At 73.4% G+C, this 24,821-nt stretch carries 20 protein-coding genes; 16 read left to right on the top strand and 4 right to left on the bottom strand.

All coding sequences use genetic code 11. The annotated features are described in order from the left end of the window. Window positions 1-3: 3 nt before the first annotated feature. The 4 genes from ACFU74_RS23705 to ACFU74_RS23690 all read right to left on the bottom strand — a co-directional run bounded on the left by ACFU74_RS23705 (window position 4) and on the right by ACFU74_RS23690 (window position 5,651). Window positions 4-2,454 (bottom strand): DUF3488 and transglutaminase-like domain-containing protein, encoded by a 2,451-nt coding sequence (locus ACFU74_RS23705; RefSeq protein ID WP_380759941.1) that lies wholly within the window; start codon window positions 2,452-2,454, stop codon window positions 4-6. Next, window positions 2,451-3,773 carry a DUF58 domain-containing protein gene (locus tag ACFU74_RS23700; RefSeq protein WP_380759939.1) on the bottom strand — a complete coding sequence of 441 codons (1,323 nt, stop codon included), beginning with the start codon at window positions 3,771-3,773 and terminating at the stop codon, window positions 2,451-2,453. The genes ACFU74_RS23705 and ACFU74_RS23700 overlap by 4 nt, the downstream gene beginning before the upstream one ends. A 2-nt stretch (window positions 3,774-3,775) precedes the next feature. After that, window positions 3,776-4,744 (bottom strand): AAA family ATPase, encoded by a 969-nt coding sequence (locus ACFU74_RS23695; RefSeq protein ID WP_380759943.1) that lies wholly within the window; start codon window positions 4,742-4,744, stop codon window positions 3,776-3,778. A 364-nt stretch (window positions 4,745-5,108) separates the two neighbouring features. Beyond that, window positions 5,109-5,651 carry a beta-class carbonic anhydrase gene (locus tag ACFU74_RS23690; protein ID WP_380759937.1) on the bottom strand — a complete coding sequence of 181 codons (543 nt, stop codon included), beginning with the start codon at window positions 5,649-5,651 and terminating at the stop codon, window positions 5,109-5,111. Between the two features lie 506 nt (window positions 5,652-6,157). Between ACFU74_RS23690 and rsmH the strand changes: the two genes are divergently transcribed. The 16 genes from rsmH to ACFU74_RS23610 all read left to right on the top strand — a co-directional run bounded on the left by rsmH (window position 6,158) and on the right by ACFU74_RS23610 (window position 24,699). Next, complete coding sequence (gene rsmH / locus ACFU74_RS23685; protein ID WP_380759935.1) at window positions 6,158-7,132, top strand: 16S rRNA (cytosine(1402)-N(4))-methyltransferase RsmH; 975 nt, start codon at window positions 6,158-6,160, stop codon at window positions 7,130-7,132. A 73-nt stretch (window positions 7,133-7,205) separates the two neighbouring features. Beyond that, window positions 7,206-7,838, top strand: coding sequence for a cell division protein FtsL (locus ACFU74_RS23680; RefSeq protein ID WP_380759933.1), 633 nt, complete (start codon window positions 7,206-7,208; stop codon window positions 7,836-7,838). After that, window positions 7,835-10,081: a penicillin-binding transpeptidase domain-containing protein gene (locus ACFU74_RS23675; RefSeq protein WP_380759930.1), complete on the top strand. Its 2,247-nt coding sequence runs from the start codon at window positions 7,835-7,837 to the stop codon at window positions 10,079-10,081. The genes ACFU74_RS23680 and ACFU74_RS23675 overlap by 4 nt, the downstream gene beginning before the upstream one ends. Window positions 10,082-10,087: 6 nt before the next feature. Continuing rightward, window positions 10,088-11,740, top strand: a complete 1,653-nt coding sequence (locus tag ACFU74_RS23670; protein ID WP_380759928.1) for a UDP-N-acetylmuramoyl-L-alanyl-D-glutamate--2,6-diaminopimelate ligase — start codon at window positions 10,088-10,090, stop codon at window positions 11,738-11,740. After that, window positions 11,737-13,137 (top strand): UDP-N-acetylmuramoyl-tripeptide--D-alanyl-D-alanine ligase, encoded by a 1,401-nt coding sequence (gene murF / locus ACFU74_RS23665; protein WP_380759926.1) that lies wholly within the window; start codon window positions 11,737-11,739, stop codon window positions 13,135-13,137. Before ACFU74_RS23670 ends, murF begins: the two co-directional genes overlap by 4 nt. Next, window positions 13,137-14,198, top strand: a complete 1,062-nt coding sequence (gene mraY, locus ACFU74_RS23660) for a phospho-N-acetylmuramoyl-pentapeptide-transferase (RefSeq protein ID WP_380759925.1) — start codon at window positions 13,137-13,139, stop codon at window positions 14,196-14,198. The genes murF and mraY overlap by 1 nt, the downstream gene beginning before the upstream one ends. Beyond that, complete coding sequence (gene murD, locus ACFU74_RS23655; protein WP_380759923.1) at window positions 14,195-15,643, top strand: UDP-N-acetylmuramoyl-L-alanine--D-glutamate ligase; 1,449 nt, start codon at window positions 14,195-14,197, stop codon at window positions 15,641-15,643. Before mraY ends, murD begins: the two co-directional genes overlap by 4 nt. A gap of 48 nt (window positions 15,644-15,691) precedes the next feature. Then, window positions 15,692-17,068: a putative lipid II flippase FtsW gene (gene ftsW / locus ACFU74_RS23650; protein ID WP_380759921.1), complete on the top strand. Its 1,377-nt coding sequence runs from the start codon at window positions 15,692-15,694 to the stop codon at window positions 17,066-17,068. Window positions 17,069-17,074: 6 nt separating this feature from the next. Further along, window positions 17,075-18,181, top strand: coding sequence for an undecaprenyldiphospho-muramoylpentapeptide beta-N-acetylglucosaminyltransferase (gene murG / locus ACFU74_RS23645; protein WP_380759919.1), 1,107 nt, complete (start codon window positions 17,075-17,077; stop codon window positions 18,179-18,181). Next, window positions 18,174-18,950: a cell division protein FtsQ/DivIB gene (locus tag ACFU74_RS23640; RefSeq protein ID WP_380759916.1), complete on the top strand. Its 777-nt coding sequence runs from the start codon at window positions 18,174-18,176 to the stop codon at window positions 18,948-18,950. Before murG ends, ACFU74_RS23640 begins: the two co-directional genes overlap by 8 nt. 364 nt (window positions 18,951-19,314) lie before the next feature. Continuing rightward, on the top strand, window positions 19,315-20,550 hold the full coding sequence (ftsZ, locus tag ACFU74_RS23635; RefSeq protein ID WP_380759914.1) for a cell division protein FtsZ: 1,236 nt from the start codon (window positions 19,315-19,317) through the stop codon (window positions 20,548-20,550). Beyond that, the gene (gene pgeF / locus ACFU74_RS23630) at window positions 20,547-21,278 is read left to right on the top strand and encodes a peptidoglycan editing factor PgeF (RefSeq protein WP_380759911.1); all 732 of its coding nucleotides are present in this window, start codon (window positions 20,547-20,549) and stop codon (window positions 21,276-21,278) included. The genes ftsZ and pgeF overlap by 4 nt, the downstream gene beginning before the upstream one ends. Next, complete coding sequence (locus ACFU74_RS23625) at window positions 21,278-22,084, top strand: YggS family pyridoxal phosphate-dependent enzyme (protein WP_380759909.1); 807 nt, start codon at window positions 21,278-21,280, stop codon at window positions 22,082-22,084. The genes pgeF and ACFU74_RS23625 overlap by 1 nt, the downstream gene beginning before the upstream one ends. Window positions 22,085-22,312: 228 nt before the next feature. Continuing rightward, the gene (locus ACFU74_RS23620; RefSeq protein WP_380284732.1) at window positions 22,313-22,915 is read left to right on the top strand and encodes a cell division protein SepF; all 603 of its coding nucleotides are present in this window, start codon (window positions 22,313-22,315) and stop codon (window positions 22,913-22,915) included. A gap of 93 nt (window positions 22,916-23,008) precedes the next feature. Then, a complete protein-coding gene (locus ACFU74_RS23615; RefSeq protein WP_030301231.1) occupies window positions 23,009-23,290 on the top strand; it encodes a YggT family protein in 282 nt (93 codons plus the stop codon). Between the two features lie 59 nt (window positions 23,291-23,349). Further along, on the top strand, window positions 23,350-24,699 hold the full coding sequence (locus tag ACFU74_RS23610) for a DivIVA domain-containing protein (protein WP_380759907.1): 1,350 nt from the start codon (window positions 23,350-23,352) through the stop codon (window positions 24,697-24,699). The last annotated feature ends 122 nt before the right edge of the window (window positions 24,700-24,821 follow it).

The raw sequence follows: 24,821 nt of genomic DNA, 5'->3' as shown, positions 1-24,821 counted from the left end.
CTGTCAGGACTCCGCGCCGCCCCCGCCGCGGCGGCGCCGCCGGGGCAGGGGGCGCCGGACCGGTCCGGTGACCGCTCCGACCACCCGCGCCACCCCGGCGCCGGTCCGCAGCCGGGCGGTCAGCAGCGCCTCCGAGATCCGCCACCGCAGCTGGGCGGAGGACGCCGGCAGCAGCACCGCCCTGATCCGGCCCCGCCGCCCGACCCGGGCGCGCAGGCCGTCCCGGGCGGTCCGGACGTCCGCCGCCAGCGGTTCGCCGACCTGCGCGGAGCGGGCGTAGAGCACCCGTTCGGTGGCCAGCGCCACCCGGCCGGCGGCGGCCGCCGAGGCCTCGTCCAGCTCGCCGGTCTCGACGATCCGGCGGGCGGCGGCGCGCGGGGTGCGCGACTCGTCCGGCGGGATGCCGAGGTCCCAGGCGGAGTCGATCAGCTCGTCCCAGGCGGCCAGCACCTGGGCGTCGGTGAGCCCGCCCGCCGGTCCCGGCCCGCCGGGGCGGCGCCGTCCGCCCGTGCCCAGCCGGCGCCGGCGCAGCAGGGCGCGCCAGACCATCGGGGTGAGCAGCAGCGCCGCCAGGAGCAGGGCGACGCCCAGGGCGCCCAGGGTCTTCCCGGAGGGCAGGCCGATGCCCTCGTCGGTCGCGGCCGCGGTGTCGCGCTCGTCGCCGCAGTCGCCGGTGCGGCGCAGCTTCGCGTCGCAGTCGGGGTTGGCGGACGGTGCCTGGACCGGGGCGCTGGTCTCCGTCCTCGGGGCCGGCGCGGTGGTCGGCTGGGTGGCCGGGGCGGAGACCGGGTCCGAGTAGTCGGGCTGGACGCCGCGGTTCGGGGTGGGCTCGAAGCGCAGCCAGCCGTAGCCCTCGAAGTACAGCTCGGGCCAGGCGTGGTACATCTCGTCGGTCACCGAGTAGAGGTTGCTGCCCTTGTTGTTGCCGGGGGTGAAGCCCAGCGCGACCCGGGAGGGGACGTCCAGGTAGCGGGCCATCACCGCCATGGTGGAGGCGAAGTGGACGCAGAAGCCGCGGCGGCGGGCCAGGAAGTCGGCCATCGCGTCGCCGCCGCTGTCGGTCCTGGTGGTGGCGTCGTAGGTGAAGTCGGGGCCGGTGAACCAGTCGCGCAACGCGTTCATCTTGTCGTACGGGGTCGACGCGTTCTTGGTGATGTCGAGCGCCGTCTGCTTGACCACCTTGGGCAGGTCGGACGGCACGTCGAGGTACTGCCGGGCGATCCGGTCGGGCGGCTCGGGCGCGCTGCGCAGTTCGCCGGCGGTGGGCTGGACCGTGAGTCCGGTGGCCGTGTACTTGAGCCCCTTGATGGCCTTGTCCTTGGCGGGGATCAGGCTGGCGGTGTCCGGGGCGAGCTGCCAGGCGCCGTTGTCGCGCAGGTTGACGGTCCGGGCCGGGTAGGGGAGCGGCAGCCAGGCCTCCTCCAGCCGGTTGCCGATCACGACCTCGGTCTTGGCCTCGGGCACGTCGGTCGAGTCCAGGCCCTCGGGGGCGGGCATCGTGCCGGTGAACGGCACCGTGTTCGTCGAGCCGCGCTTCCAGGTCCTGCCGTCGAAGGAGTCCAGCGCGCCGGTGCGCAGATAGGTGGAGTCGGCGGACGGGTTCTCCGTCCAGTAGGTGAAGAGCTCGACGCGGCGGGGGTTGGGCAGCGTCCCGGTCAGGGCGACCAGCGGGTCGAGGCTGCTGGCGCCCGCGCCGCCGCCCCGGCCGGCGGCCGTACCGGATCCGGTGTGCAGCAGGCCGGAGCCCCAGCGCGGCAGGAAGGCCGGCACCAGCAGGGCGAGCACCAGGGCGACCACGCCGACCTGGCGGCCGTTCTGGCCGAGCGAGCCGAGGCCGCCGCCCTCACCGCGTTCGGAGCCGCGGAAGATCCGGCCCCAGCGGGAGACCCGGTCCTGGCCCTCGGCGAAGAGCAGCACCAGGTAGCCGGCGGCGGCGGTGGCGAACCAGAGCCAGCTGCCCTGGTCGCCGGCCAGGCCGTTGCCGACCGAGTAGAGCGCGAGCAGCGGCAGCCCGGCCAGGGCGGAGCGGCGGTAGGTGACGGCGACGGTGTCCACCGCGACGGCGATCAGTCCGACCGAGCCGACCAGGATCAGCCGCAGGCCGGGGTTGGGCGGGGCGGGGATGGCGTAGTCGCGGACGTCGGTGAACCCCTGGCCGAGGACCCGGCCGAGGGTGCGGACGGACTCGGGGCCGGGCACGACGCCGCCGAAGACCGCAGAGGAGGAGGCGAAGCCGAGCAGCAGCACGAGGAAGAGCGCGGCGAGCTGGCCGACCGGGACGGTCCACCGGTAGAACGGCGTGCGCCGCAGCCCGGCGCCGACCGCCGCGACGACCGCCACCACCAGGAAGGCGTGGACGATCCAGCCCTTGGAGGTCAGCAGCGGGGTCAGGCAGAGCGCGGCCAGGGCGGTGGCCAGCGCCGCGTAGACGGTCAGTTTGGCCCGGGTGGTCACGCGCCGGCCTCTTCTCGGTAGGGGGCGGGCGACTCGGCCCGGTCGGCGGCCCGCCACAGCTCGGGGACGGAGTCGCCGGCGCGGACGGTGAGCACCGTCCAGCCGGCCTCGCGCAGCCGGCGCGCCCGGTCGCGGAACTCCTCGCCGCCGGTGTCGGGGGCGAGCATCCGCAGGCCGGCCCAGGTGCCGGTGTCGAGCAGGAAGACGACGGCGCCGCCGGTGCGGCTGCGCAGCCGGGCGAGCCGGGCGGTCTGCTCCTCGTCGAGTTCGCCGAGGACGGCCACCAGCAGTCCCTCGCCGCCGGCCCGCAGGGGCTCCTCGGCGCGGGAGAGCCCGGCGCCGTCGGAGAGGTCGACGACCGCGAGCGCGTCCAGGATGACGCCGGAGGTGTCGGCGGCGCTGTGGCCGCCGTCCCCCTCGATCCCGGGTACCGCGTGGCCGGTGTCGGTGAGCAGGCGGGTCTGGTAGCCGCGCTCCAGCAGGTGTGCGGCGACGGAGGCGGCGCAGGCGACGGCCCACTCGAAGGAGGAGGCCGGGCCGCTGCCCCGGTGGCCGGTCTCGCGGGTGTCCAGCAGGACGGTGGCGCGGGCCTTGCGGGGCTGCTCCTCGCGCCGGACCATCAGCTCGCCGTAGCGGGCGGTGGACTTCCAGTGCACCCGGCGCAGGTCGTCGCCGGCCCGGTACTCGCGCAGGATGACGTCGTCGTCGCCGGCCAGCGCGAGGGAGCGGGTGCGGCTCTCGCCCTGCCCGGCCCACTCGCCGCTGAGCCGCACGTACGGCAGCGCCAGCACCTGCGGGACGACGGTGAGCACGTCGGAGGCGGAGAAGGAGCGGTTCAGCTCGCACATCCCGAACGGGTCGGAGAGCCGCAGCTGGAGCGGGCCGAGCGGGTAGCGGCCGCGCAGGTCGGAACGGACCCGGTAGGAGACCTCGCGGTGGCCGCGCGGCTCGACCCGGTCCAGGACGAACCGCGGGCGCGGCCCGAGGACGTAGGGGACCTTGTCCTCCAGCAGCAGCACGCCGGTGGGGACCCGCGAGACGTTGTCCACCCGCAGGTGCACCCGGGCCTCCTGGCCGGCCACCGCCCGGTGCGGGGTGAGCCGGCGTCCGCTGGCCACCCGGTAGCGGGTGTTGGCCAGCGTGAGCGCGGCGGCCAGCGGCAGGATCGCGAGCAGCACGCCGACGCGCAGCAGCGCGTCCTGGCCGAGCAGGTACGCGCAGACCACGGCGGTCAGCCCGGCGGCGAGGAAGGAGCGGCCCCGGGTGGTGAGACCGCGCAGGCCGGCGCGCAGGCCCGACGGTTCGTCGGACGGGGCCACCCTCAGCCCCTCCGGACGGCCGTGCCGCCCTGCTGCGGACGCGGCAGCGGCAGGCGGGCGACCAGGTCGGCGACGATCTGCTCGGAGGTGCGGCGGCTGAGCTGGGTCTCGGCGGTGGGCATCAGACGGTGGGCGAGCACCGGGACGGCGAGGCGCTGGACGTCGTCCGGGGTGACGTAGTCACGGCCGTCCAGGGCGGCGGCGGCGCGGGCGGCGCGGACCAGGTGCAGGGTGGCGCGCGGCGAGGCGCCGAGCCGCAGTTCGTGGCTGTTGCGGGTGGCGGCGACCAGGTCGACGGCGTAGCGGCGGACCGGGTCGGCGACGTGCACGGTGCGGACCAGGTCGATCAGCTTGAGGATGTCGGCGGCGTGCGCGACCGGCTGGAGGTCGTCCAGCGGGCTGGCGCCGGCGTGCACGTCGAGCATCGCGAACTCGGCCTCGGGGCTGGGGTAGCCCATCGAGATCCGGGCCATGAAGCGGTCCCGCTGGGCCTCCGGGAGGGGGTAGGTGCCCTCCATCTCGACCGGGTTCTGGGTGGCGACCACCATGAACGGCGAGGGCAGCTCGTAGCTGGTGCCGTCGATGGTGACCTGGCGCTCCTCCATCGACTCCAGCAGCGCGGACTGGGTCTTGGGCGAGGCCCGGTTGATCTCGTCGCCGACCACGATCTGGGCGAAGATCGCGCCGGGGCGGAACTCGAAGTCGCGCTGCTGCTGGTCGAAGATGTTGGTGCCGGTGACGTCCGAGGGCAGCAGGTCGGGGGTGAACTGGATGCGCCGCACGGTGCAGTCGACGGACCGGGCGAGCGCCTTGGCCAGCATGGTCTTGCCGACGCCGGGCACGTCCTCCAGCAGCAGGTGGCCCTCGGCGAGCAGCACGGTCAGGGCGATCCGGACGGCCTCGGGCTTGCCCTCGATCACGCTCTCGATGTTGGCCCGGATCCGGTCGACGACGGCGGCGAGTTCCGGCAGGCCGACCGGGGCGTAGCCCGTCGCCTCCCGGCCGCCCCCCGCACGACCGTCGAGACCGGCCTGATCGCTGTAGCTCGTCACCCGTTCGCTCCCTGGCACACCACGACCGGCTCCGTCCGAGCCCGGCCCCACCCCATGCTGGACGCGGCCCCTCCGGGTGCGGTTCCGCGTGCGGGAGCCGGGTGCCGGGGGACGGCCTGCGGCTGGCCGCCCCAGGTGGTTCGAGGTCAGACCGGCAGGCGCATTCTCCCCCCTGGGGAGGCCAGAAGTCACCACTTGGAAGGGCCGCGCAGGTCGGAAGGGGCCCGGGAACGCCCGGCGGGGCCCGGACGGCGCTGGCCGGGCCGGTCGGGCGGGTGGAGGATCAGTGGATCTCGCGCAGCAGGCCGGTGTGGACGTCGAACACGAAGCCGCGTACGTCGTCGGTGTGCAGCAGGAAGGGGGAGGTGCGGACCCGCTGCATCGACTGGCGGACGTCGCCGTCCAGGTCGACGAAGGCCTCGACCGCCCACTGCGGACGCTGGCCGACCTCCGCCTCCAGCTCGCGCCGGAAGTCCTCGGTGAGGCCGAGCAGGCCGCAGCCGGTGTGGTGGATCAACGCGATCGAGCGGGTGCCCATGGCGCGCTGGCTGATGGTGAGGGAGCGGATGATGTCGTCGGTGACGACCCCGCCCGCGTTGCGGATGAGGTGGGCGTCGCCGAGTTCGAGGCCGAGCGCGGCGAACAGGTCGAGGCGGGCGTCCATACAGGCCACCACGGCGACCTTCTGCACCGGGCGGGCGTCCATTCCGCCGTCGCGGAAGGTCGTCGTGTACTCGCGGTTGGCCGCCACGAAGCGGTCGATGATGGCCGGTGCGGCGGAGTCGGCAGCGGCGGTCGGCGTGGGCCGGTCGGGGGTCACTGTCATGGTGAAGACGTTAGTGCGATTTCCGCGTTCGTGGTGGGGCTGATTGCTACAGAGCGTGCGCCTGTGACCGAAGGCATATCCACAACACCCGGACAGGGCGCAGTCGGCCGACCGGGTGGTGCGCCGGGCCCCTGGCATGTGCCACGAGCACCGTCGCGACCTGCGGTGATCCGTACCGCCGGCCGGGTGGTGCGCCGGAGCGGGCCATTGACTGACGGGGCGTGCGCGATAGAGTTGCGGCGCAGTGGAGCACACCCGCCGGGGCCCGTCAACCGGGCCTTTCCGGCCGTGCGGTGACCGACGCGGCCCGTGGCCTCCACCCGCTCTCCGTGCCACCTGGCGCACCTTCCCCGGCGCCGGGCGGTCACGACCTTCCCCATGAGCGGGCGGGGACCACGGGCCGCGCGGCCCGGCCCGTGCGACGGCTCCGCGGTCCTGTGGGTCAGAATGGTCGGAGCTCCCCGGACGTCGGGCGGCTTTCGCACCGAGGAAGGGCGCCACAGCGCATGACCACCAATGAGCCGGCACCCAAGCACGTCCCGGTGATGCTGCAGCGGTGCATGGACGCGCTGGCCCCGGCGATCTCCCGGCCCGGCGCGGTGGTGGTGGACGCCACCCTCGGACTCGGCGGCCACAGCGAGGCGCTGCTCACCCAGTTCCCGGACGTCCGGCTGATCGCGGTGGACCGCGACCCGGCGGCGCTGCGGCTCTCCGGCGAGCGGCTGGCCCGTTTCGGTGACCGGGCCACCCTGGTGCACGCCGTCTACGACGAGATCCCCGAGGTGCTGGAGCGCCTGGACGTCCCCGCGGTCGACGGCGTCCTGTTCGACCTCGGCGTCTCCTCGATGCAGTTGGACGAGGCCGACCGCGGCTTCGCCTACGCCCAGGACGCGCCGCTGGACATGCGGATGGACCAGACCCGGGGCATCAGCGCGGCCGAGGTGCTGAACACCTACAGCCACGGCGAGCTGGCCAGGATCCTCAAGCTGTACGGCGAGGAGCGGTTCGCCGGCAAGATCGCCTCGGTCATCGTCCGCGAGCGCGAGAAGGAACCGTTCACCACCAGCGCGCGTCTGGTCGATCTGGTGCGGGGTGCCATCCCGGCCGCCACCCGCCGCACCGGCGGGAACCCGGCCAAGCGGACCTTCCAGGCGCTGCGGATCGAGGTCAACGGTGAGCTGGAGGTCCTGGACCGGGCGATCCCCGGGGCGCTGGACGTGCTGGCGCTCGGCGGTCGGATCGTCGTGATGTCGTACCAGTCGCTGGAGGACCGCCTGGTCAAGCAGTACTTCGCGGCCGGGGCCACCACCACCGCCCCGCCGGGGCTGCCGTTCATCCCCGAGGAGCACCAGCCCTGGCTGAAGCTGATCACTCGCGGTGCCGAGCTGGCCACGGAGGAGGAGATCGAGGAGAACCGGCGCGCCGCGCCCGTGCGGCTGCGGGTGGCGGAGAGGATCAGGGACCGAAGCACCCGGGGCTGACCGGCACCGGGGCGGTCCGAAGGGCGGAGGAAAGACAGTGGGGCCGGTGGCCGGAGGCGGGGCGGGGAGCCGATTGCTCCCCGGGCAGAGCGGCAGGGCGCGGATCACCGTGCGCCCGGGCCGGCCGGTGCGGGGGCGGACACCCTTCGCGGTGCTGGTGGTGCTGCTGCTCGGGGCCGGACTGCTCGGGCTGCTGGCGCTGAACACCGCGCTCAACGAGGGCTCCTTCGAGCTGTCCCGGCTCCAGCGGCAGACCACCGTGCTGACCGACGAGCAGCAGGGGTTGCAGCACCAGATCGACCAGAACTCCGCACCGGACGCGCTGGCCCGCCGGGCCGCCGAGCTGGGCATGGTGCCGGCCGGCGGGATGGCCTTCCTCGACCTGCCGAACGGCGGCGCGGTGGTCGGCACGCCCAAGGCGGCCCAGGACAGCCCGCCGGTGAAACGGTCCACCGCGGAACCGTGGCCCGGGAAGCAGCCCGCGCCGGGCACCCAGCCGAGCGGCCAGCCGGCCGCACAGCCCGCCCCGGGCGCGCCGGCCGCGGGCACCGGCACCCCCGCGGGTACCGGCACCCCGGCCGCCCCGCCGCCGCCCACCGCCGCCGCCTCGCCGACCGGCCCGGCGCCGGGCGGCGACGTCACCGTCCAGGTCAACCCGGGCCCGGCGCAGCCGTCGCCGCACGCGGGCGGGGGTGCCGGCCGATGAGCACCCCCCGCCAGCCCTCCGGAGGCGGCGCCGACGGGCGCCGACCGGTCAAGGGCGCCGCGCCCCGTCCGGCCGCCCCGCGCGGGCAGTCCGCCGGCCGCGCCCCCAGCCCCAAGGCGCAGAGCCCCAAGCAGCAGAGCCCCCGGGCGCAGAGTCCCAAGCCGCAGAGCCCCCGGCCGCAGGGCTCCAAGGCACAGCCCGCCAAGCCGGCGCCCGCCAAGGGCCAGGGCGCTCGCGGCCAGGCCCCGAGGGAGCAGTCCGACCGGCCCCGCGCCCCGCAGCAGCGCCGCCCCGACGGCCGCCTCCCGGCCCCCCGGCCGCGCCCGCAGCGCCGCCCGCCGACCCGCCGGCCGGCCTCCCGGGGGATCCGGCTGGCCGACCCGCGCCGTCGGCTGCGGGTGATCACCATCGTGCTCTCGGTGGTGTTCTCGATCTTCGCCGGACGGCTGGTCCAGCTCCAGCTGCTGGACTCCGACGCGCTGGCCGCCGACGCCAACACCAACCGCTACCTGAACATCCCGATCACCGCCGAGCGCGGCTCGATAACGTCCTCCGACGGCGTCGCCCTGGCCGCCACCGTCGACGCCTACGACATCACCGCCGACCCGGCGATGTTCACCCCCGAGGCGACCGGTCTGCCGGACGCCCCCGAGCAGGCCGCGGCGCTGCTGGCGCCGATCCTGGGCCTGCCCCAGGAGAAGATCGCCGCCGATCTGCACACCCCCAAGACCCGCTACAAGCGGCTGGCCGCCCAGCAGACCCCGGACGTCAAGAACCAGATCAGCGACCTCAAGTCCGGCCTGGAGAAGCAGGCCGGCTCGCGGGCCTGCCAGGCCCAGAAGCGGCTGCTGAACAAGCCCGCCGAGGAGGGCGGGCGCACCCGGCTGGACAACGAGTGCGTCAACCCGCTGGCCGGCGTCTTCAACCGGGACACCCAGAAGCGGGTCTACCCGTCCGACGGGCTGGCCGCCAACCTGGTCGGCTTCGTCAACGCCGAGGGCGAGGGCGCCGGCGGGCTGGAGCAGCAGTACCAGAAGCTGCTGGCGGGCAAGGACGGCCACAGCAGCTACGCCCAGGCCGGCGGCCGGCTGGTGCCCACCGCGGGCGGCTCGCTGGAGCCCGCCGTGCCCGGCACCGACCTGCGGCTGTCCGTCAACCGGGACATCCAGTGGGCCGCCCAGCGCGCCATCACCGACCAGGTCTCCAACGCCGGGGCGGAGAAGGGCTACGTGATCGTCCAGGACGTGCGGAACGGCCAGGTGCTCGCGATGGCCACCTCGCCCGGCTTCAACCCGAACGACCTGAGCACGGCCAAGAACTCGCAGCTCGGCAACCCGGCCCTGCAGGACGCCTTCGAGCCGGGCTCCACCGCGAAGCTGATGACCATGGCGGCCGTCCTGGACACCGGAAAGGCCACCTGGGACACCAAGGTCACCGTGCCGTACCCGCTGGTCCGCGGCGACGTGGCGTTCAAGGACGACGTCGAGCACGACACCTGGTACCTCACCCTGGCCGGCGTGCTCGCCAAGTCCTCCAACATCGGCACCATCGAGGCCGCCCAGACCCTCGGCGCCACCCAGCCCGAGGCCAACCAGGTGCTCCACGACTACCTGCGCAGGTTCGGCATCGGCCGGCAGACCGGCCTCGGCTTCCCCGGCGAGACCGCCGGCCTGCTGGACAAGCCGGAGGACTGGAAGGCGTCCAAGCAGTACACCATCCCGTTCGGCCAGGGCCTGTCGGTCAACGCGCTGCAGGCGACCTCGGTGTTCTCGACCATCGCCAACGGCGGGGTGCGGGTGGCGCCCAGCGTCGTCCAGGGCACCACCGCGCCGGACGGCAAGTACACCCCGGCCCCGGCCCCCGAGCAGTCCCGGGTGGTCAGCGAGCAGACCGCCAAGACCCTCGGCGAGATGCTGGAGTCGGTCGTCTCCGACGAGCAGGGCACCGGCGGCAAGGCCGCGATCCCGGGCTACCGGGTCGCGGGCAAGACCGGCACCGCCAACCGTGTGGACCCGGTCGCCGGCGGCTACCGCGGCTACACCGCGTCCTTCATCGGCTACGCCCCGGCCGACCAGCCCCGGGTCACCGTCTCCTGCGTGATCCAGGACCCGGTCAACGGCCACTTCGGCGGCCAGCTGTGCGGCCCGGTGTTCAAGCAGGTGATGGAGTTCACCCTCAAGACCCTCCAGGTCCCGCCGAGCGGCAGCGAGGCGCCCAACCTGCCCGTCGAGTGGAAGCCGTGATCGACCATGAGCAACGACCTGGCGGGTGCGGCCGCCGGTGCGGAAAAGGCCCGGTTTGGCCCTGGACGCCCTTCGGCGGATAGCCTCTCCGCCGTGCCGAAACCCGATCAAATCACCGTGAGCCCGCCCCGCCCCGCCCGGACCGGCTCCCGGCCGCTCGCCGAGGTCGCCCGCCTGCTGGGCATCGACCCCGTCGAGGGACCCGAGGTCACCGGAGTCACCCACAACGCCCGCGAGGTCCGCCCCGGCGACCTGTACGTGGCGTTCCCGGGCGCCAACCACCACGGCGCGGCCTTCGCCGGGCAGGCCGCCGCGGCCGGCGCCGTCGCGGTGCTCACCGACCCGGCCGGCGCCGAACTGGCGGCCGGCACCGGCCTGCCGCTGCTGGTGGTCGACCGGCCCCGGGCCCGGATGGGCGACCTCGCGGCCGCCGTCTACGACCGGCCGTCCGAGCGGCTGCTGATGATCGGGCTCACCGGCACCAACGGCAAGACCACCACCTCCTACCTGGTCGAAGGGGGCCTGCGCGGCGCAGGCCGCCACCCCGGTGTGATCGGCACCGTCGAGATGCGGGTCGGCGACGAGCGGATCAAGAGCGAGCGGACCACCCCCGAGGCCACCGACCTGCACGCGATCCTCGCCGTGATGGGCGAGCGCGGCGCGGACGCGGTGACCATGGAGGTCTCCAGCCACGCCCTGGTCTACGGCCGCACCGACGGCGTGGCCTACGACGTCGCGCTGTTCAACAACCTCACCCCCGAGCACCTCGACTTCCACCCGGACATGGAGGACTACTTCCAGGCGAAGGCCCGGCTCTTCCAGCCCGGGAAGTCCCGGGCCGGCGTGGTCAACCTGGACGACGCCTACGGCCGCCGGCTCGCCGCCGAGGCGAAGATCCCGGTCGCCACCTTCTCCGCCACCGGCGCCCCGGAGGCGGACTGGCGCGCGGTGGACGTCCAGCTCGGCCCGGTCGGCTCGACCTTCCGGGTGCTCGGCCCCGACAGCGCCGAGGCGGACGCCTGCGTCCCGCTGCCCGGCCCGTTCAACGTCGCCAACGCACTCGCCGCGATCGTCGTGCTCGCCACCGCCGGGCTCCCGCTGGACCGGGCCGTGGCCGGCGTCGCCGCCGTCCCCGGCGTGCCCGGCCGGCTGGAGCGGGTGGACGCCGGACAGCCGTACGTCGCGGTGGTCGACTACGCCCACAAGCCGGACGCCCTGGAGGCCGTCCTCGGCTCGCTGCGCGAGGTCACCAAGGGCCGGCTGCACGTGGTGGTCGGCTGCGGCGGCGACCGCGACCCGCACAAGCGCGCCCCGATGGGCGGCATCGCCGCCCGGCTCGCCGACACCGCCGTGCTGACCAGTGACAACCCGCGCAGCGAGGACCCGCTGGCGATCCTCGCCACCATGCTGAACGGCGCCGCCGCGGTGCCCGAGGCCGAGCGCGGCGCCGTCCTGGTCGTGCCCGACCGCGCCGGGGCGATCGAACTGGCGGTCGCCCGCGCCCAGGCCGGCGACACCGTGCTGGTGGCCGGCAAGGGCCATGAGCTCGGCCAGTACGTACGAGACGAGATCCGCCCCTTCGACGACCGGGAGGTGCTGCGCGAATCCATCGCGCGGACCACGGCCGCCCGGGGCACCGGAGGAGTAGAGCAGCCGTGATCGCACTGACCCTCGCCGAGGTGGCCGCCGCAGTCGGCGGAACCCTGGCCGGCGCCGACCCCGACGCCCTGGTGACCGCCCCGGTCGAGGTCGACTCCCGCAAGGTCCGCCCCGGCGGTCTGTTCGCGGCCTTCGTCGGTGAGCACGTGGACGGCCACGACTACGCGGCCACCGCGGTCGGGGCCGGCGCCGTCGCGGTGCTGGCCTCCCGCCCGGTCGGCGTGCCCGCCGTGCTGGTCGACAGCGTGGTGGACGCCCTCGGCAAGCTCGCCCGCACCGTCGTGGGCCGTTCCGACGCCGCCGTGGTCGCGCTGACCGGCTCGGCCGGCAAGACCAGCACCAAGGACCTCGTCGCGCAGCTGCTGGAGCGCCTGGGCGACACCGTCTACCCGCCCGGCTCGCTCAACAACGAGATCGGCCACCCGATGACCGCCCTGCGGGTCGAGGACGCCACCCGGCACCTGGTGCTGGAGATGGGCGCCCGGCACAAGGGCGACATCGAGTACCTCACCTCGATCACCCCGCCCCGGATCGGCCTGGTGCTCAACGTCGGCACCGCGCACGTCGGCGAGTTCGGCTCCCAGGAGGCGATCGCCGAGGCCAAGGGCGAACTCGTCGAGGCGCTGCCCGCCGACGGCGCGGCGATCCTCAACGCCGACGACCGGCTGGTGCGCGCGATGGCCGCGCGGACCAGGGCCCGGGTGGTGTTCTTCGGCGAGTCCGCGGAGGCCGAGGTCCGGGCACTGGACGTTCGCCTGGACTCCACCGGACGGCCATCCTTCACGCTGAGCACCCCGGCCGGTTCCGCACCCGTGCAGCTGCGCCTGTACGGTGAGCACCACGTCTCGAACGCCCTCGCCGCCGCCGCGGTGGCGATGGAGCTCGGGATGACCGTCGACGACACCGCCGAAGCGCTGAGCCAGGCGGGTGCGCTGTCCCGCTGGCGCATGGAGGTCGTCGACCGGGCCGATGGTGTCACCGTCGTCAACGACGCCTACAACGCGAACCCCGACTCGATGCGGGCCGCGCTGCGGGCGCTGATCTCGATGGGGGGGCGCGGCCCGGAGCGCCGCCGCACCTGGGCGGTGCTCGGCGAGATGCGGGAGCTCGGCGAGGACAGCCTGGCCGAGCACGACGCCATCGGGCGGCTCGCCGTCCGGCTGGACGTCACCAAGCTGGTGGCGGTCGGCGGACGCGAGGCGGCCTGCATGGAACTGGGCGCTAGGAACGAAGGTTCGTGGGGTGAGGAGTCGGTGCTGGTGTCCGACGCGGACGCGGCGGTCGAACTGCTGCGCAGTCAGCTGCGGCCGGGGGATGTGGTGCTGGTGAAGGCCTCCCGTTCGGTGGGGCTGGAGAAGGTGGCCGAGGCCCTCCTCGCGGACGGTGCGGCCGAGTAATGAAGCAGATCCTCTTCTCCGGCATGATCGGCCTGATCCTGTCGCTGGTCGGCACCCCCGCGCTGATCAAGCTGCTCGCCCGGCAGGGCTACGGCCAGTACATCCGCGACGACGGCCCCAAGGCGCACCACAGCAAGAAGGGCACGCCCACCATGGGCGGCATCGCCTTCATCCTGGCGACCCTGGTGGCCTACTTCGCGACCAAGGCGATAACGGGCGAGAGCCCGACCGCCTCCGGCCTGCTGGTGCTGTTCCTGACCACCGGTCTGGGCCTGGTCGGCTTCCTCGACGACTACATCAAGGTCGTCAAGCGCCGCTCGCTGGGCCTGCGGGCCAAGGCCAAGCTGGCCGGCCAGTCCATCGTCGGCCTCGCCTTCGCCGTGCTGGCCCTGCAGTTCCCCGACAACGCCGGCCGCCGCCCGGCCTCCGAGCACCTGTCCTTCGTCCGGGACTTCGAGTGGGCGATCGGCCCGGTGCTGTTCGTCATCTTCGCCTACTTCCTGATCGCCGCCGCCTCCAACGGCGTCAACCTGACGGACGGTCTGGACGGCCTGGCCACCGGCGCCTCGGTGATGGCCTTCGGCGCCTACACCTTCATCGGCGTCTGGGAGTACGGCCAGAGCTGCGCCTACGTGGCCTCGGCCACCTCCAACTGCTACGACGTCCGCGACCCGCTGGACCTCGCGGTGGTCGCGGCGGCCCTGATGGGCTCCTGCTTCGGCTTCCTCTGGTGGAACACCTCGCCCGCCAAGATCTTCATGGGCGACACCGGCTCGCTGGCCCTCGGCGGCGCGCTGGCCGGTCTGGCGATCTGCTCGCGCACCGAGATCCTGCTCGTCCTGCTGGGCGGCCTCTTCGTGATCATCACCCTCTCGGTGATCATCCAGGTCGGCTCGTTCCGGATGACCGGCAAGCGCGTCTTCAAGATGGCGCCGCTGCAGCACCACTTCGAACTCAAGGGCTGGAGCGAGGTCCTGGTCGTGGTCCGGTTCTGGATCATCCAGGGCCTGTGCGTGGCCGTCGGCCTCGGCCTCTTCTACGCGGGATGGGTGACCGGATGACCGCCCCCGAACCGACCGGCCCGGACTGGGCCGGACTCCCGGTCGCCGTCGCCGGGCTCGGCGTCTCCGGCATCAGCGCCGCCCGCGTCCTGCACGGCCTCGGCGCGCGCGTCACCGTCGTGGACGGCGGCTCCGGCGAGGGCCTCAGGGCCCGCGCCGCCGAGCTGGAGGCGCTGGGCGTCACCGTCCGCCTCGGCGACGGCGCCACCCTGCCCGGGGGCACCCGGCTGGTCGTCACCTCGCCCGGCTGGCCGCCGAGCAGCCCGCTGTTCGCCGCCGCCGCCGAGGCCGGCGTCGAGGTCTGGGGCGACGTCGAGCTGGCCTGGCGGCTGCGCCGGCCGCTGCCCGCCACCGGCGAGCCGGCCCCCTGGCTGGCCGTTACCGGCACCAACGGCAAGACCACCACCGTCCAGATGCTCGCCTCGATCCTGACCGCCGCCGGCCGGCGCACCGCCGCCGTCGGCAATGTCGGGGTCTCGGTACTGGACGCGGTGCTCGCCGAGGAGCCCTACGACGTGCTGGCCGTCGAGCTCTCCAGCTACCAGCTGCACTGGGCGCCCTCGCTGCGCCCGTACTCGGCGGCCGTGCTCAACCTGGCGCCCGACCACCTCGACTGGCACGGCTCGATGGAGGCGTACGCCGCCGACAAGGGCCGGATCTACGAGGGCAACGTCGTCGCCTGCGTGTACAACCTGGCCGACCCGGCCACCGAGGCGCTGGTCCGCGAGGCGGACGTCGAGGAGGGCTGCCGGGCGGTCGGCTTCGGCCTCGGCGCGCCCGGCCCGTCGAACTTCGGCGTGGTCGACGGCCTGCTGGTGGACCGCGCCTTCGTGCCCGACCGGGCCAAGAACGCGGCCGAGCTGGGTGCGGTCGAGGACGTCAACCCGCCGGCGCCCCACAACATCGCCAACGCCCTCGCGGCCGCCGCGCTGGCCCGCGCCTACGGCGTGGAGCCGAAGGCCGTCCGGGAGGGCCTGCGGGCCTTCCGGCCGGACGCGCACCGGATCGCCGAGGTCGCGGTGGTCGGCGGCGTCACGTACGTCGACGACTCCAAGGCGACCAACACCCACGCCGCCGCGGCCTCGCTCGCGGCGTACCGGCCGATCGTCTGGATCGCCGGCGGCCTGGCCAAGGGCGCGACCTTCGACGACCTGGTCCAGGGCGCGGCCGAGCGGCTGCGCGGTGCCGTGCTGATCGGCGAGGACCGCGCGCTGATCCGCGAGGCGCTGGCGCGACACGCCCCGGATGTCCCGGTGATCGAGGCGGCCGAGGGCCAGACTGGCGCGGTGGCGATGACCGAGGCGGTCCGCGCGGCTGTGTCACTCGCCCGAACGGGTGACACGGTGCTGCTGGCCCCGGCCTGCGCCTCGATGGACATGTTCACCAACTACGGCGAGCGCGGCGACCTCTTCGCCGCGGCCGTCCGGGAGCTGGCGGACCAGTAGGGGACATGGACGGGCTCCGGCCCTGAGGCACGAAAAGGGGAGCGGAGCGTGGCCGGGAGCGGCAGGGTGGGCGGTTCGAGCGCGCCGGAGAAGGGGCGCCCGGCCGGGTCCTTGCGGGTGATCTCGGCCACCACCACCGCCTACAAGTCGGCCGGTCCGGTGGCCCGTCTGCAGGCCTTCCGGGCCCGCGTGCGGTACGCCCTGGACCGGCCGCTCACGCCCTACCTGCTGATCGCCGGCACCGCGCTGCTGCTGGTCGTGCTCGGGCTGATGATGGTCTTCTCGGCCTCGCAGATCCTCGCACTGGGCCAGCACCGCTCCACCCAGTTCTACTTCTACAAGCAGCTGCTCGCGGTGGTGCTCGGCCTCGCGCTGCTGCTCGGCTTCGCCCTGGTGCCGGTGGCCGTGCTGCGGGTGATCGTCTACCCGGTGATGCTGGCGGTGATCGGCGCCATGGTGCTGGTCGCGATCCCGGGCATCGGCATGGAGGTCAACGGCAACCGGAACTGGCTGGATTTCGGCGTGTTCCAGTTCCAGCCGTCGGAGTTCGCCAAGCTCGCCCTGGTGCTCTGGGGCGCCGACCTGCTCGCCCGCAAGCAGAAGACCGGCACCCTCGACCAGTGGAAGCACCTGCTGGTCCCGCTGGTCCCGGGCGCCCTGCTGCTGCTCGCGCTGATCATGCTCGGCGGCGACATGGGCACCTCGATGATCCTGGTGGCGATGCTCTTCGGCCTGCTCTGGATGGTCGGCGCGCCGTTGCGGCTGTTCGTCGCCACCCTCGGCGTGGCCGTCGTGGTCTGCACCGCGCTGGTGGTCACCGTCCCGCACCGCGCCGAGCGGCTCTCCTGCATCGGCGTGACCGAGCTCGACCCGGCCGGCGCCTGCTTCCAGGCCCTGCACGGCGTCTACTCGTTCGGCCTCGGCGGCCTGTTCGGCTCCGGACTCGGCGCCGGCGTGGAGAAGTGGGGCCAGCTCCCGGAGGCGCACACCGACTTCATCTTCGCCACCACCGGCGAGGAACTGGGCCTGGTGGGGACGCTGTCGGTGATCGGTCTCTTCGCGGCACTAGGCTACGCGGGTATCCGTGTGGCCATCGGCACGAAGGATCCCTTCGTCAGGTACGCCGCGGGAGCCGCCACCACCTGGATCATGGCGCAGGCCGTGATCAACCTGGGGTCGGCGCTGGGACTGCTGCCCATCGCGGGCGTCCCGCTCCCGCTGTTCTCCTACGGCGGTTCCGCCATGCTGTCGGCCATGTCCGCGATCGGGGTGCTGCTCTGCCTGGCACGCAGCAGCTCGGGCGCGAAGGCGGCCCTGGCCGCCCGGAGCAAGAACTCCCGGATCAGGAAGCAGCTGGCCCGGGTGCTGCCACGACGACGAACCACAGCGCGCCCGGCCGGCAGGCCGGCACGCAGGGAGCGGTGAATTTCGGTGCATGTCGTACTCGCCGGCGGGGGGACCGCCGGTCACATCGAGCCGGCCATGGCCCTCGCGGACGCCCTCCGCAGGCATGACCCGTCCATCGGGATCACCGCCCTCGGCACCGAGCGCGGCCTGGAGACCCGGCTGGTCCCCGAGCGCGGCTACCAACTGGAGCTGATCCCGGCCGTCCCGCTGCCCCGCAAGCCCACCCCCGAGCTGATCACCGTCCCGGGCCGGCTGCGCGGCACCGTCCGGGCCGCCCAGGAGATCATCGAGCGGGTCAAGGCGGACGCCGTGGTCGGCTTCGGCGGCTACGTCGCGATGCCCGCCTACCTGGCCGCCAAGCGGGCCGGCGTGCCGATCGTGGTGCACGAGGCCAACGCCCGGCCCGGCCTGGCCAACAAGATCGGCGCCCGGTACAGCGACTTCGTCGCCGTCTCCACGCCGGACAGCAAGCTGCGCGACTCCCGGTACATCGGCATCCCGCTGCGCCGGACCATCGCGACCCTGGACCGCAGCGCGGCCCGCCCGGAGGCCCGGCACTACTTCGGCCTCGACCAGCGGCTGCCCACCCTGCTGGTCTCCGGCGGCTCGCAGGGCGCCCGCCGGCTGAACGAGACGATCGCCGCGATCGCCCCCCGGCTCCAGCAGTACGGGGTGCAGATCCTGCACGCGGTCGGCCCGAAGAACGAGCTGCCGCAGGTCGACGAGATCCCCGGGATGCCGCCGTACCGCCCGGTGCCGTACCTGGACCGGATGGACCTCGCCTACGCGGCGGCCGACATGATGCTCTGCCGGGCCGGCGCCATGACGGTGGCCGAGCTGGCCGCGGTCGGCCTGCCCGCCGCGTTCGTGCCGCTGCCGATCGGCAACGGCGAGCAGCGGCTGAACGCCCAGCCGATGGTCAAGGCCGGCGGCGGGCTGCTGGTCGACGACGCCGAGCTGAGCCCGGACTGGGTGCTGCAGAACGTGCTGCCGGTGCTCACCGACCCCCAGCGGCTGTGGGACATGAGCCGGGCCGCCGCCGAGTTCGGCCGCCGGGACGCCGACGACCTGCTGGTCGGCATGGTCTACGAGGCCATCGAGGCCGCCCGGGGCGGCCGCCGTCGTGGCTGACGCCCGGCTCGCCGATCCCCTCGACGAGGAGTTCGAGGCCGAGGAGTACGCTCCTCGGCTCCGGCTCTCCCGGCGGGGGGTGGTGGTGCTGGGCGCCCTGTCCGCGGTGCTCCTCGGCGTCCTCTCCTGGCTGGTGTTCTTCTCCTCGGTGCTCGAAGTGCGCTCGGTCTCGGTGCAGGGGATGCGGGACGACCGGCTGACGGCCGACGAGGTCCGCTCGGCGATCGGCGGGGTCGGTTCCGGCCCGCTGGCCCGGGTGGACCTCGACGAGGCCCGCCGCCGGGTCGAGGCGATACCCCGGGTGGCGAGGGCGGAGGTCTGGCGGGGCTGGCCGAACACCCTGCGGGTGAAGGTCACCCAGCGCACGGCGGTCGCCGTGGTCAAGGGCGAGGACGGGCAGTTCACCCAGGTCGACGCGGGCGGCGTGAGCTTCGCCACCGAGGCGGGCCCCCTGGAGGGCGTGCCGGTGGTGGAGCTGAAGCTGAGCCAGCAGGCCCTGGACGTCGAGTCGGTGATCGACCGCGGGCAGCTGGTGCAGGGCGCGGTGGCGGTGGCCGCCGGCCTGCCGGAGGACGTCCGGCAGCGGGCCGGGTCCGTCCTCGTGTATTCGTACGACGACGTCCGGCTGCAGCTCAGCGGGGGTTCGACGGTGCGCTGGGGGAGTCCCGAGCAGACCGATCGAAAAGCCCGGGTGCTGGTGGCGCTGCTGAATCAGAAGGGTACGAACTTCGATGTGAGTGCCCCTGACTCGCCTGCGGTGTCCGGATGATCCGGTAGGTTTCTTCAGGCAGGGCGGGCTTGACGCGGTTTCGCGTCGGGCCGACCCTTGGTGGTCACCCCGGTTTCATTCGCCGGTCGATGATCACATAGGCTCAAAAGAAAAAGGGAAGCTCGGCGTGTTCGTTGAAACACGTGGCCGGAGCCACCTAGTGTCCTGTGTCACCAGACTGTGTTCACTGGTGATGTGACAGAGGCACAGCACTAACCCTAAAGGTCAAGTTTAGGGTTGGGGTCGGCGGTCGGCATTTCGGACATTAAGTCAGAAACCAGGCTCCCTACCCATCGACATCCGTCGGTTCGTCCCCCAGCGGGCACCGAACCGACCCGGAAATTCGAGGCGAGAGGCCTTCGACGTGGCAGCACCGCAGAACTACCTCGCAGTCATCAAGGTCGTCGGCATCGGCGGCGGTGGTGTCAACGCCATCAACCGGATGATCGAGGTCGGTCTCAAGGGCGTCGAGTTCATCGCGATCAACACCGATGCGCAGGCCCTCCTCATGAGCGACGCCGACGTCAAGCTCGATGTGGGCCGTGAACTCACCCGGGGCCTCGGCGCCGGCGCCAACCCCGAGGTCGGCCGGAAGGCCGCCGAGGACCACCGTGAGGAGATCGAGGAGGTCCTCAAGGGGGCCGACATGGTCTTCGTCACCGCCGGTGAGGGCGGCGGCACCGGCACGGGCGGCGCGCCGGTCGTCGCCAACATCGCCCGCTCGCTGGGCGCGCTCACCATCGGCGTGGTCACCCGCCCGTTCACCTTCGAGGGCCGGCGCCGCGCCAACCAGGCCGAGGACGGCATCGCCTCCCTGCGCGAAGAGGTCGACACCCTCATCGTGATCCCCAACGACCGGCTGCTGTCCATCTCGGACCGCCAGGTCAGCGTGCTGGACGCGTTCCGCTCGGCCGACCAGGTGCTGCTCTCCGGTGTCCAGGGCATCACCGACCTGATCACCACCCCCGGTCTGATCAACCTCGACTTCGCCGACGTCAAGTCCGTCATGTCGGACGCCGGCTCGGCGCTCATGGGCATCGGCTCGGCCCGCGGTGAGGACCGCGCCAAGGCCGCCGCCGTGATGGCGATCTCCTCGCCGCTGCTGGAGGCCTCGATCGACGGCGCCCGCGGCGTGCTGCTCTCCATCTCGGGCGGCTCCGACCTCGGCCTGTTCGAGATCAACGAGTCCGCCCAGCTGGTCAGCGAGGCGGCCCACCCCGAGGCCAACATCATCTTCGGCGCCGTCATCGACGACGCCCTCGGCGACGAGGTCCGGGTCACCGTCATCGCGGCCGGCTTCGACGGCGGGCAGCCGCCGGCCATCGTCCGCGACCCGGTGGTCAAGGCGAGCGCGTCGGCCACCCCGTCGGCCACCTCGTCCGGCGGCAGCGCCCCCGAGCGCCCGGCCGGCCGCCCCTCGTACGGCGGCATCGGCTCGGTGACCTCCCGTCCGGAGGGTGACGGCGCCGCCCCCGTCCGCCCGGCCGAGGCCCCGGCCACCGCGACCGCCGCCCCGGTGCCGCCGCAGGTGCAGCCGGCCCGCCAGCCGTTCGTGGAGAGCCCGGCCGAGGAACTCGACGTCCCGGATTTCCTTAAGTGATCGACCACGCGGTCCGCGACGGTGCTCACTTCGCCTTCACCACCCGGTGGGGCGGGGTGAGCACTTCGCCGTACGGGGAGCTGAACCTCGGCGGCGCGGTGGGGGACGACCCGGCGGCCGTCCGGGAGAACCGGGCGATCGCGGCCCGCGCGCTCGGCCTCGACCCGGCCGACGTGGTCTGGATGAACCAGGTGCACGGCGCCGACGTGGCCGTGGTGACCGAGCGGCAGCCGGCCGGGCAGGCCCCGACCGTGGACGCGGTGGTCACCGACCGGCCGCTGGCGCTGGCGGTGCTGACCGCCGACTGCACGCCGGTGCTGCTGGCCGACCCGGTCGCGGGCGTGGTCGGCGCCGCCCACGCCGGACGGCCCGGCCTCGCCGCCGGGGTGGTCCCGGCGGTGGTCGCGGCGATGGTGGAGCTCGGTGCCGAGCCCGGGCGGATCACCGCCGCCACCGGGCCCGCCGTCTGCGGCCGCTGCTACGAGGTGCCCGCGCCGCTGCGCGCCGAGGTCGCCGACCGGGTGCCCGCCGCCCACGCGCAGACCTCCTGGGGGACCCCGGCGCTGGACGTGCCGGAGGGAGTCGCGGCCCAGCTGGCCGCCGCGGGCGTCACCGGGCTGGTGCGGTCACCGGTCTGCACCCTCGAATCCGCCGATCACTACTCCTACCGCCGCGAGCAGCGCACGGGCCGGCTCGCGAGCTACGTCTGGTTGGGCTCTGAAGACTGATGACGAACGACATCTACGGACCGTTCCCGAATGACTCCGACCGGTTTCCGGACAAGGACTGGCTGGACGCGCTGACGGACGGTCAGCGTGCCCGCTACGAGGAACTGGGCACCAACCTGGAGGTCGTCGAGCGCCGGATCGCCGACGCCTGCGCCGCCGCCGGGCGGGCGCGCGACGAGGTCCGGCTGATCGTGGTCACCAAGACCTACCCGGCCGAGGACACCGCGCTGCTGGCCGGACTGGGCGTCACCGACGTCGCGGAGAACCGCGACCAGGACGCCGCGCCCAAGGCGGAGCAGTGCAGAAACCTTCCGCTTACCTGGCACTTCGTCGGTCAGCTGCAGACCAACAAGGTCCGCTCGGTCGTCCGCTACGCCGACCACGTCCACTCGGTGGACCGGCCGCGGCTGGTGGAGTCGCTCGGCGCGGCGGTGCGCAACGCCGGGCGCGCCGACCTCGGCTGCCTGGTCCAGATCGCGCTGGACAAGGAGCACGGCGAGGGCGAGCACCGCGCCGGGGTCGCCCCCGCGGACGTCGCCGCGCTGGCCGACGCGATCGCCGACACGCCCGGGCTGCGCCTGGACGGTGTGATGACGGTCGCTCCGCTCGCAGGACCGCTGGCCGGCGACCCGGCCGCGGCCTTCGATCGGCTGGCGGAAATCGCAACCGCCGTACGGACCGCCCATCCGGCTGCCACCATGGTGTCGGCAGGGATGAGCGGTGACCTTGAGCAGGCCATTGCCGCCGGAGCGACACATGTGCGCGTCGGAACGGCGGTACTCGGAGTGCGGTCACCCCTCGGGTAACGTCACCGGGTAGTAGATCAGACTGCAGGACAAAATAGGACAGAAGCTAGCAGCTTATCTGAGCGCTAGCCAACCGTGGATCGCAGCTCCGCGGCCCTCAACCACGAACTTTGACCGGCCGTCGGCCTGACGGGGCGTCGTGGGCGGACCGCGGAAATCCGCAGGCGGGGCCGCTCGGCCCGGCCGCCGGGACGGAGCCGGTCCACCACAAGCGGAGGAGACAGGAGCATGGCCGGCGCGATGCGCAAGATGGCGGTCTACCTCGGCCTCGTGGAGGACGAGACGTACGACGGTCAGGGGTACGACCCCGACGACGACTACGACGCGGACCCCGAGCCGATCCGGACCGGACGCACCGAGGACATCCCGCGGCCGGCCGCGCCGGTGCCCGCCCCGGTCTCCTCGATCGCCCCGCAGCCGGTGCCGGCCGCCGTCCCGATCCGCCAGGAGACCCCGAGGATGGCCCCAGTGTCGTCCATCACACCCGAACGCCGCCACAACCTGGAGAAGAGCGCCCCGGTGATCATGCCCAAGGTCGTGAACGAACGAGAGCCCTACCGCATCACCACGCTGCACCCGAGGACCTACAACGAGGCCCGTACCATCGGCGAACAGTTCCGTGGCGGTACCCCCGTGATCATGAATCTCACGGAGATGGACGACACCGACGCGAAGCGGCTCGTAGACTTCGCCGCTGGACTCGTCTTCGGTCTGCACGGCAGTATCGAGCGCGTGACGCAGAAGGTGTTCCTGCTGTCGCCTGCTAACGTCGATGTCACGGCGGAGGACAAGGCTCGGATCGCCGAGGGTGGGTTCTTCAACCAGAGCTGACCCGGCCACGACTTTACGTGTGGATCTGATCGACAGTGAGTTAGCGACAGGAGAGTGGCCCCCAGGGCCGAGAACAGGGGAGAGGGAAGCGCGATGGAGATCGTGTGGGCAGTGCTCTACTACGCACTGACCGTCTTCCTGGTGTTCCTGCTCGTGCGGTTGGTGATGGACTGGGTCTTCCAGTTCGCGCGTTCGTGGCGACCGGGCAAGGCCATGGTTCTGGTCCTGGAGGCCACGTACACTGTCACGGATCCGCCGCTCAAGCTTCTGCGGCGGTTCATTCCGCCGCTGCGTCTCGGGGGCGTGGCGCTCGACCTGTCCTTCTTCGTACTGATGATCATTGTGTATGTCCTGATCTCGCTTGTGCGGCCCTAGTCGTAGGTGAGCGATGCGACAGGATGCCGGTGTGCCGACGATCACGTTGAGGTGAAGAGATGCCATTGACCCCCGAGGACGTTCGGAACAAGCAGTTCACGACCGTCCGCCTGCGCGAAGGCTATGACGAGGACGAGGTCGATGCCTTCCTCGACGAGGTCGAGGCGGAGCTGACCCGTCTCCTCCGCGAGAACGAGGACCTGCGGGCCAAGCTGGCCGCCGCGACCCGGGCCGCCGCGCAGAACCAGGCCAACATGCGCAAGGAGCCGCCGCAGGACGCCCGCCCCGGCGCCCCGGTGCCGGCCGCCATATCCGGCCCGCCGGTCCCCGGCCAGCAGGGCGGCCCCGGTGGTCCGCAGCAGCAGCAGATGGGCCCGGGCGGTCCGCAGCAGCAGATGGGCCCCGGCCCGCAGCAGCAGCAGATGGGCAACCAGCCGCTCGGCCTGCCGTCCGGCGCCCCGCAGCTCCCCGCCGGTCAGGGCGGCCCGATGGGCGGCCCCGGCGGCCCGCAGCAGCAGATGGGTCAGACCATGGGCGGCCAGCAGCAGCTGGTCCAGCCGATGGGCGGTCAGATGCTGCAGCCGATGGGCGGCCCCGGCGGCCCGCAGGGCATGGGCAACCCCATGGGCCAGGGCATGGGCCAGCAGCAGATGCAGCAGATGGGCGGCCCCATGGGCGGCCCGCAGCAGATGGGCGGCCCGATGGGCGCCCCGATGCAGCAGCAGGGCCCCGGCGGCGACAGTGCCGCCCGCGTTCTGGCGCTCGCCCAGCAGACCGCCGACCAGGCGATCTCCGAGGCGCGCTCCGAGGCCAACAAGATCGTCGGTGAGGCCCGCAGCCGCGCCGAGGGTCTGGAGCGGGACGCCCGCGCCAAGGCCGACGCGCTGGAGCGGGACGCCCAGGAGAAGCACCGGGTCGCGATGGGCTCGCTGGAGTCCGCCCGCGCCACGCTGGAGCGCAAGGTCGAGGACCTGCGGGCGTTCGAGCGTGAGTACCGGACGCGCCTGAAGTCCTACCTGGAGACCCAGCTGCGCCAGCTGGAGTCGCAGGCGGACGACTCGCTCGCCCCGCCGCGGATCCCGGCCACCGCCTCGCTGCCGCCGGCCGCGTCGTCGATGGCTCCGGCCGGCGCCGGCGCGATGAGCAGCCCGTCGCCGAGCTTCGGCGGCAGCCAGCCGTCGTTCGGCGGGAACCAGCCCTCCTTCGGCGGGCAGAGCTCCTTCGGCGGGAACTCGGGTGCACCGGGCTTCGGTGCGCAGGCCTCGGGCGGGAACTCGGGTGCGCCGCAGATGCAGCCGGCCGGGATGACCCAGCCGATGGCGGCGGTGCGGCCGCAGCCGCCGCAGCCGATGCAGCAGGCTCCGGCGCCGATGCGGGGCTTCCTGATCGACGAGGACGGCGACAACTAGGCGCGCTGTTCGTAGCGAGCGCCCCCTCCTTGACCCTTCGGGGTCGGGGAGGGGGCGCTTTCTGCGTGGAGCGGGCACGGGGGGAGAACCGAAAGGACCGCCGCCACCTCCGGAGAGGTGGC

This window comes from Kitasatospora sp. NPDC057500, from assembly GCF_042802195.1.
Lineage (GTDB): Bacteria > Actinomycetota > Actinomycetes > Streptomycetales > Streptomycetaceae > Kitasatospora.
Note: the sequence above shows the minus strand (reverse complement) of the source record. Positions and strands in the feature narration are given on the sequence as shown.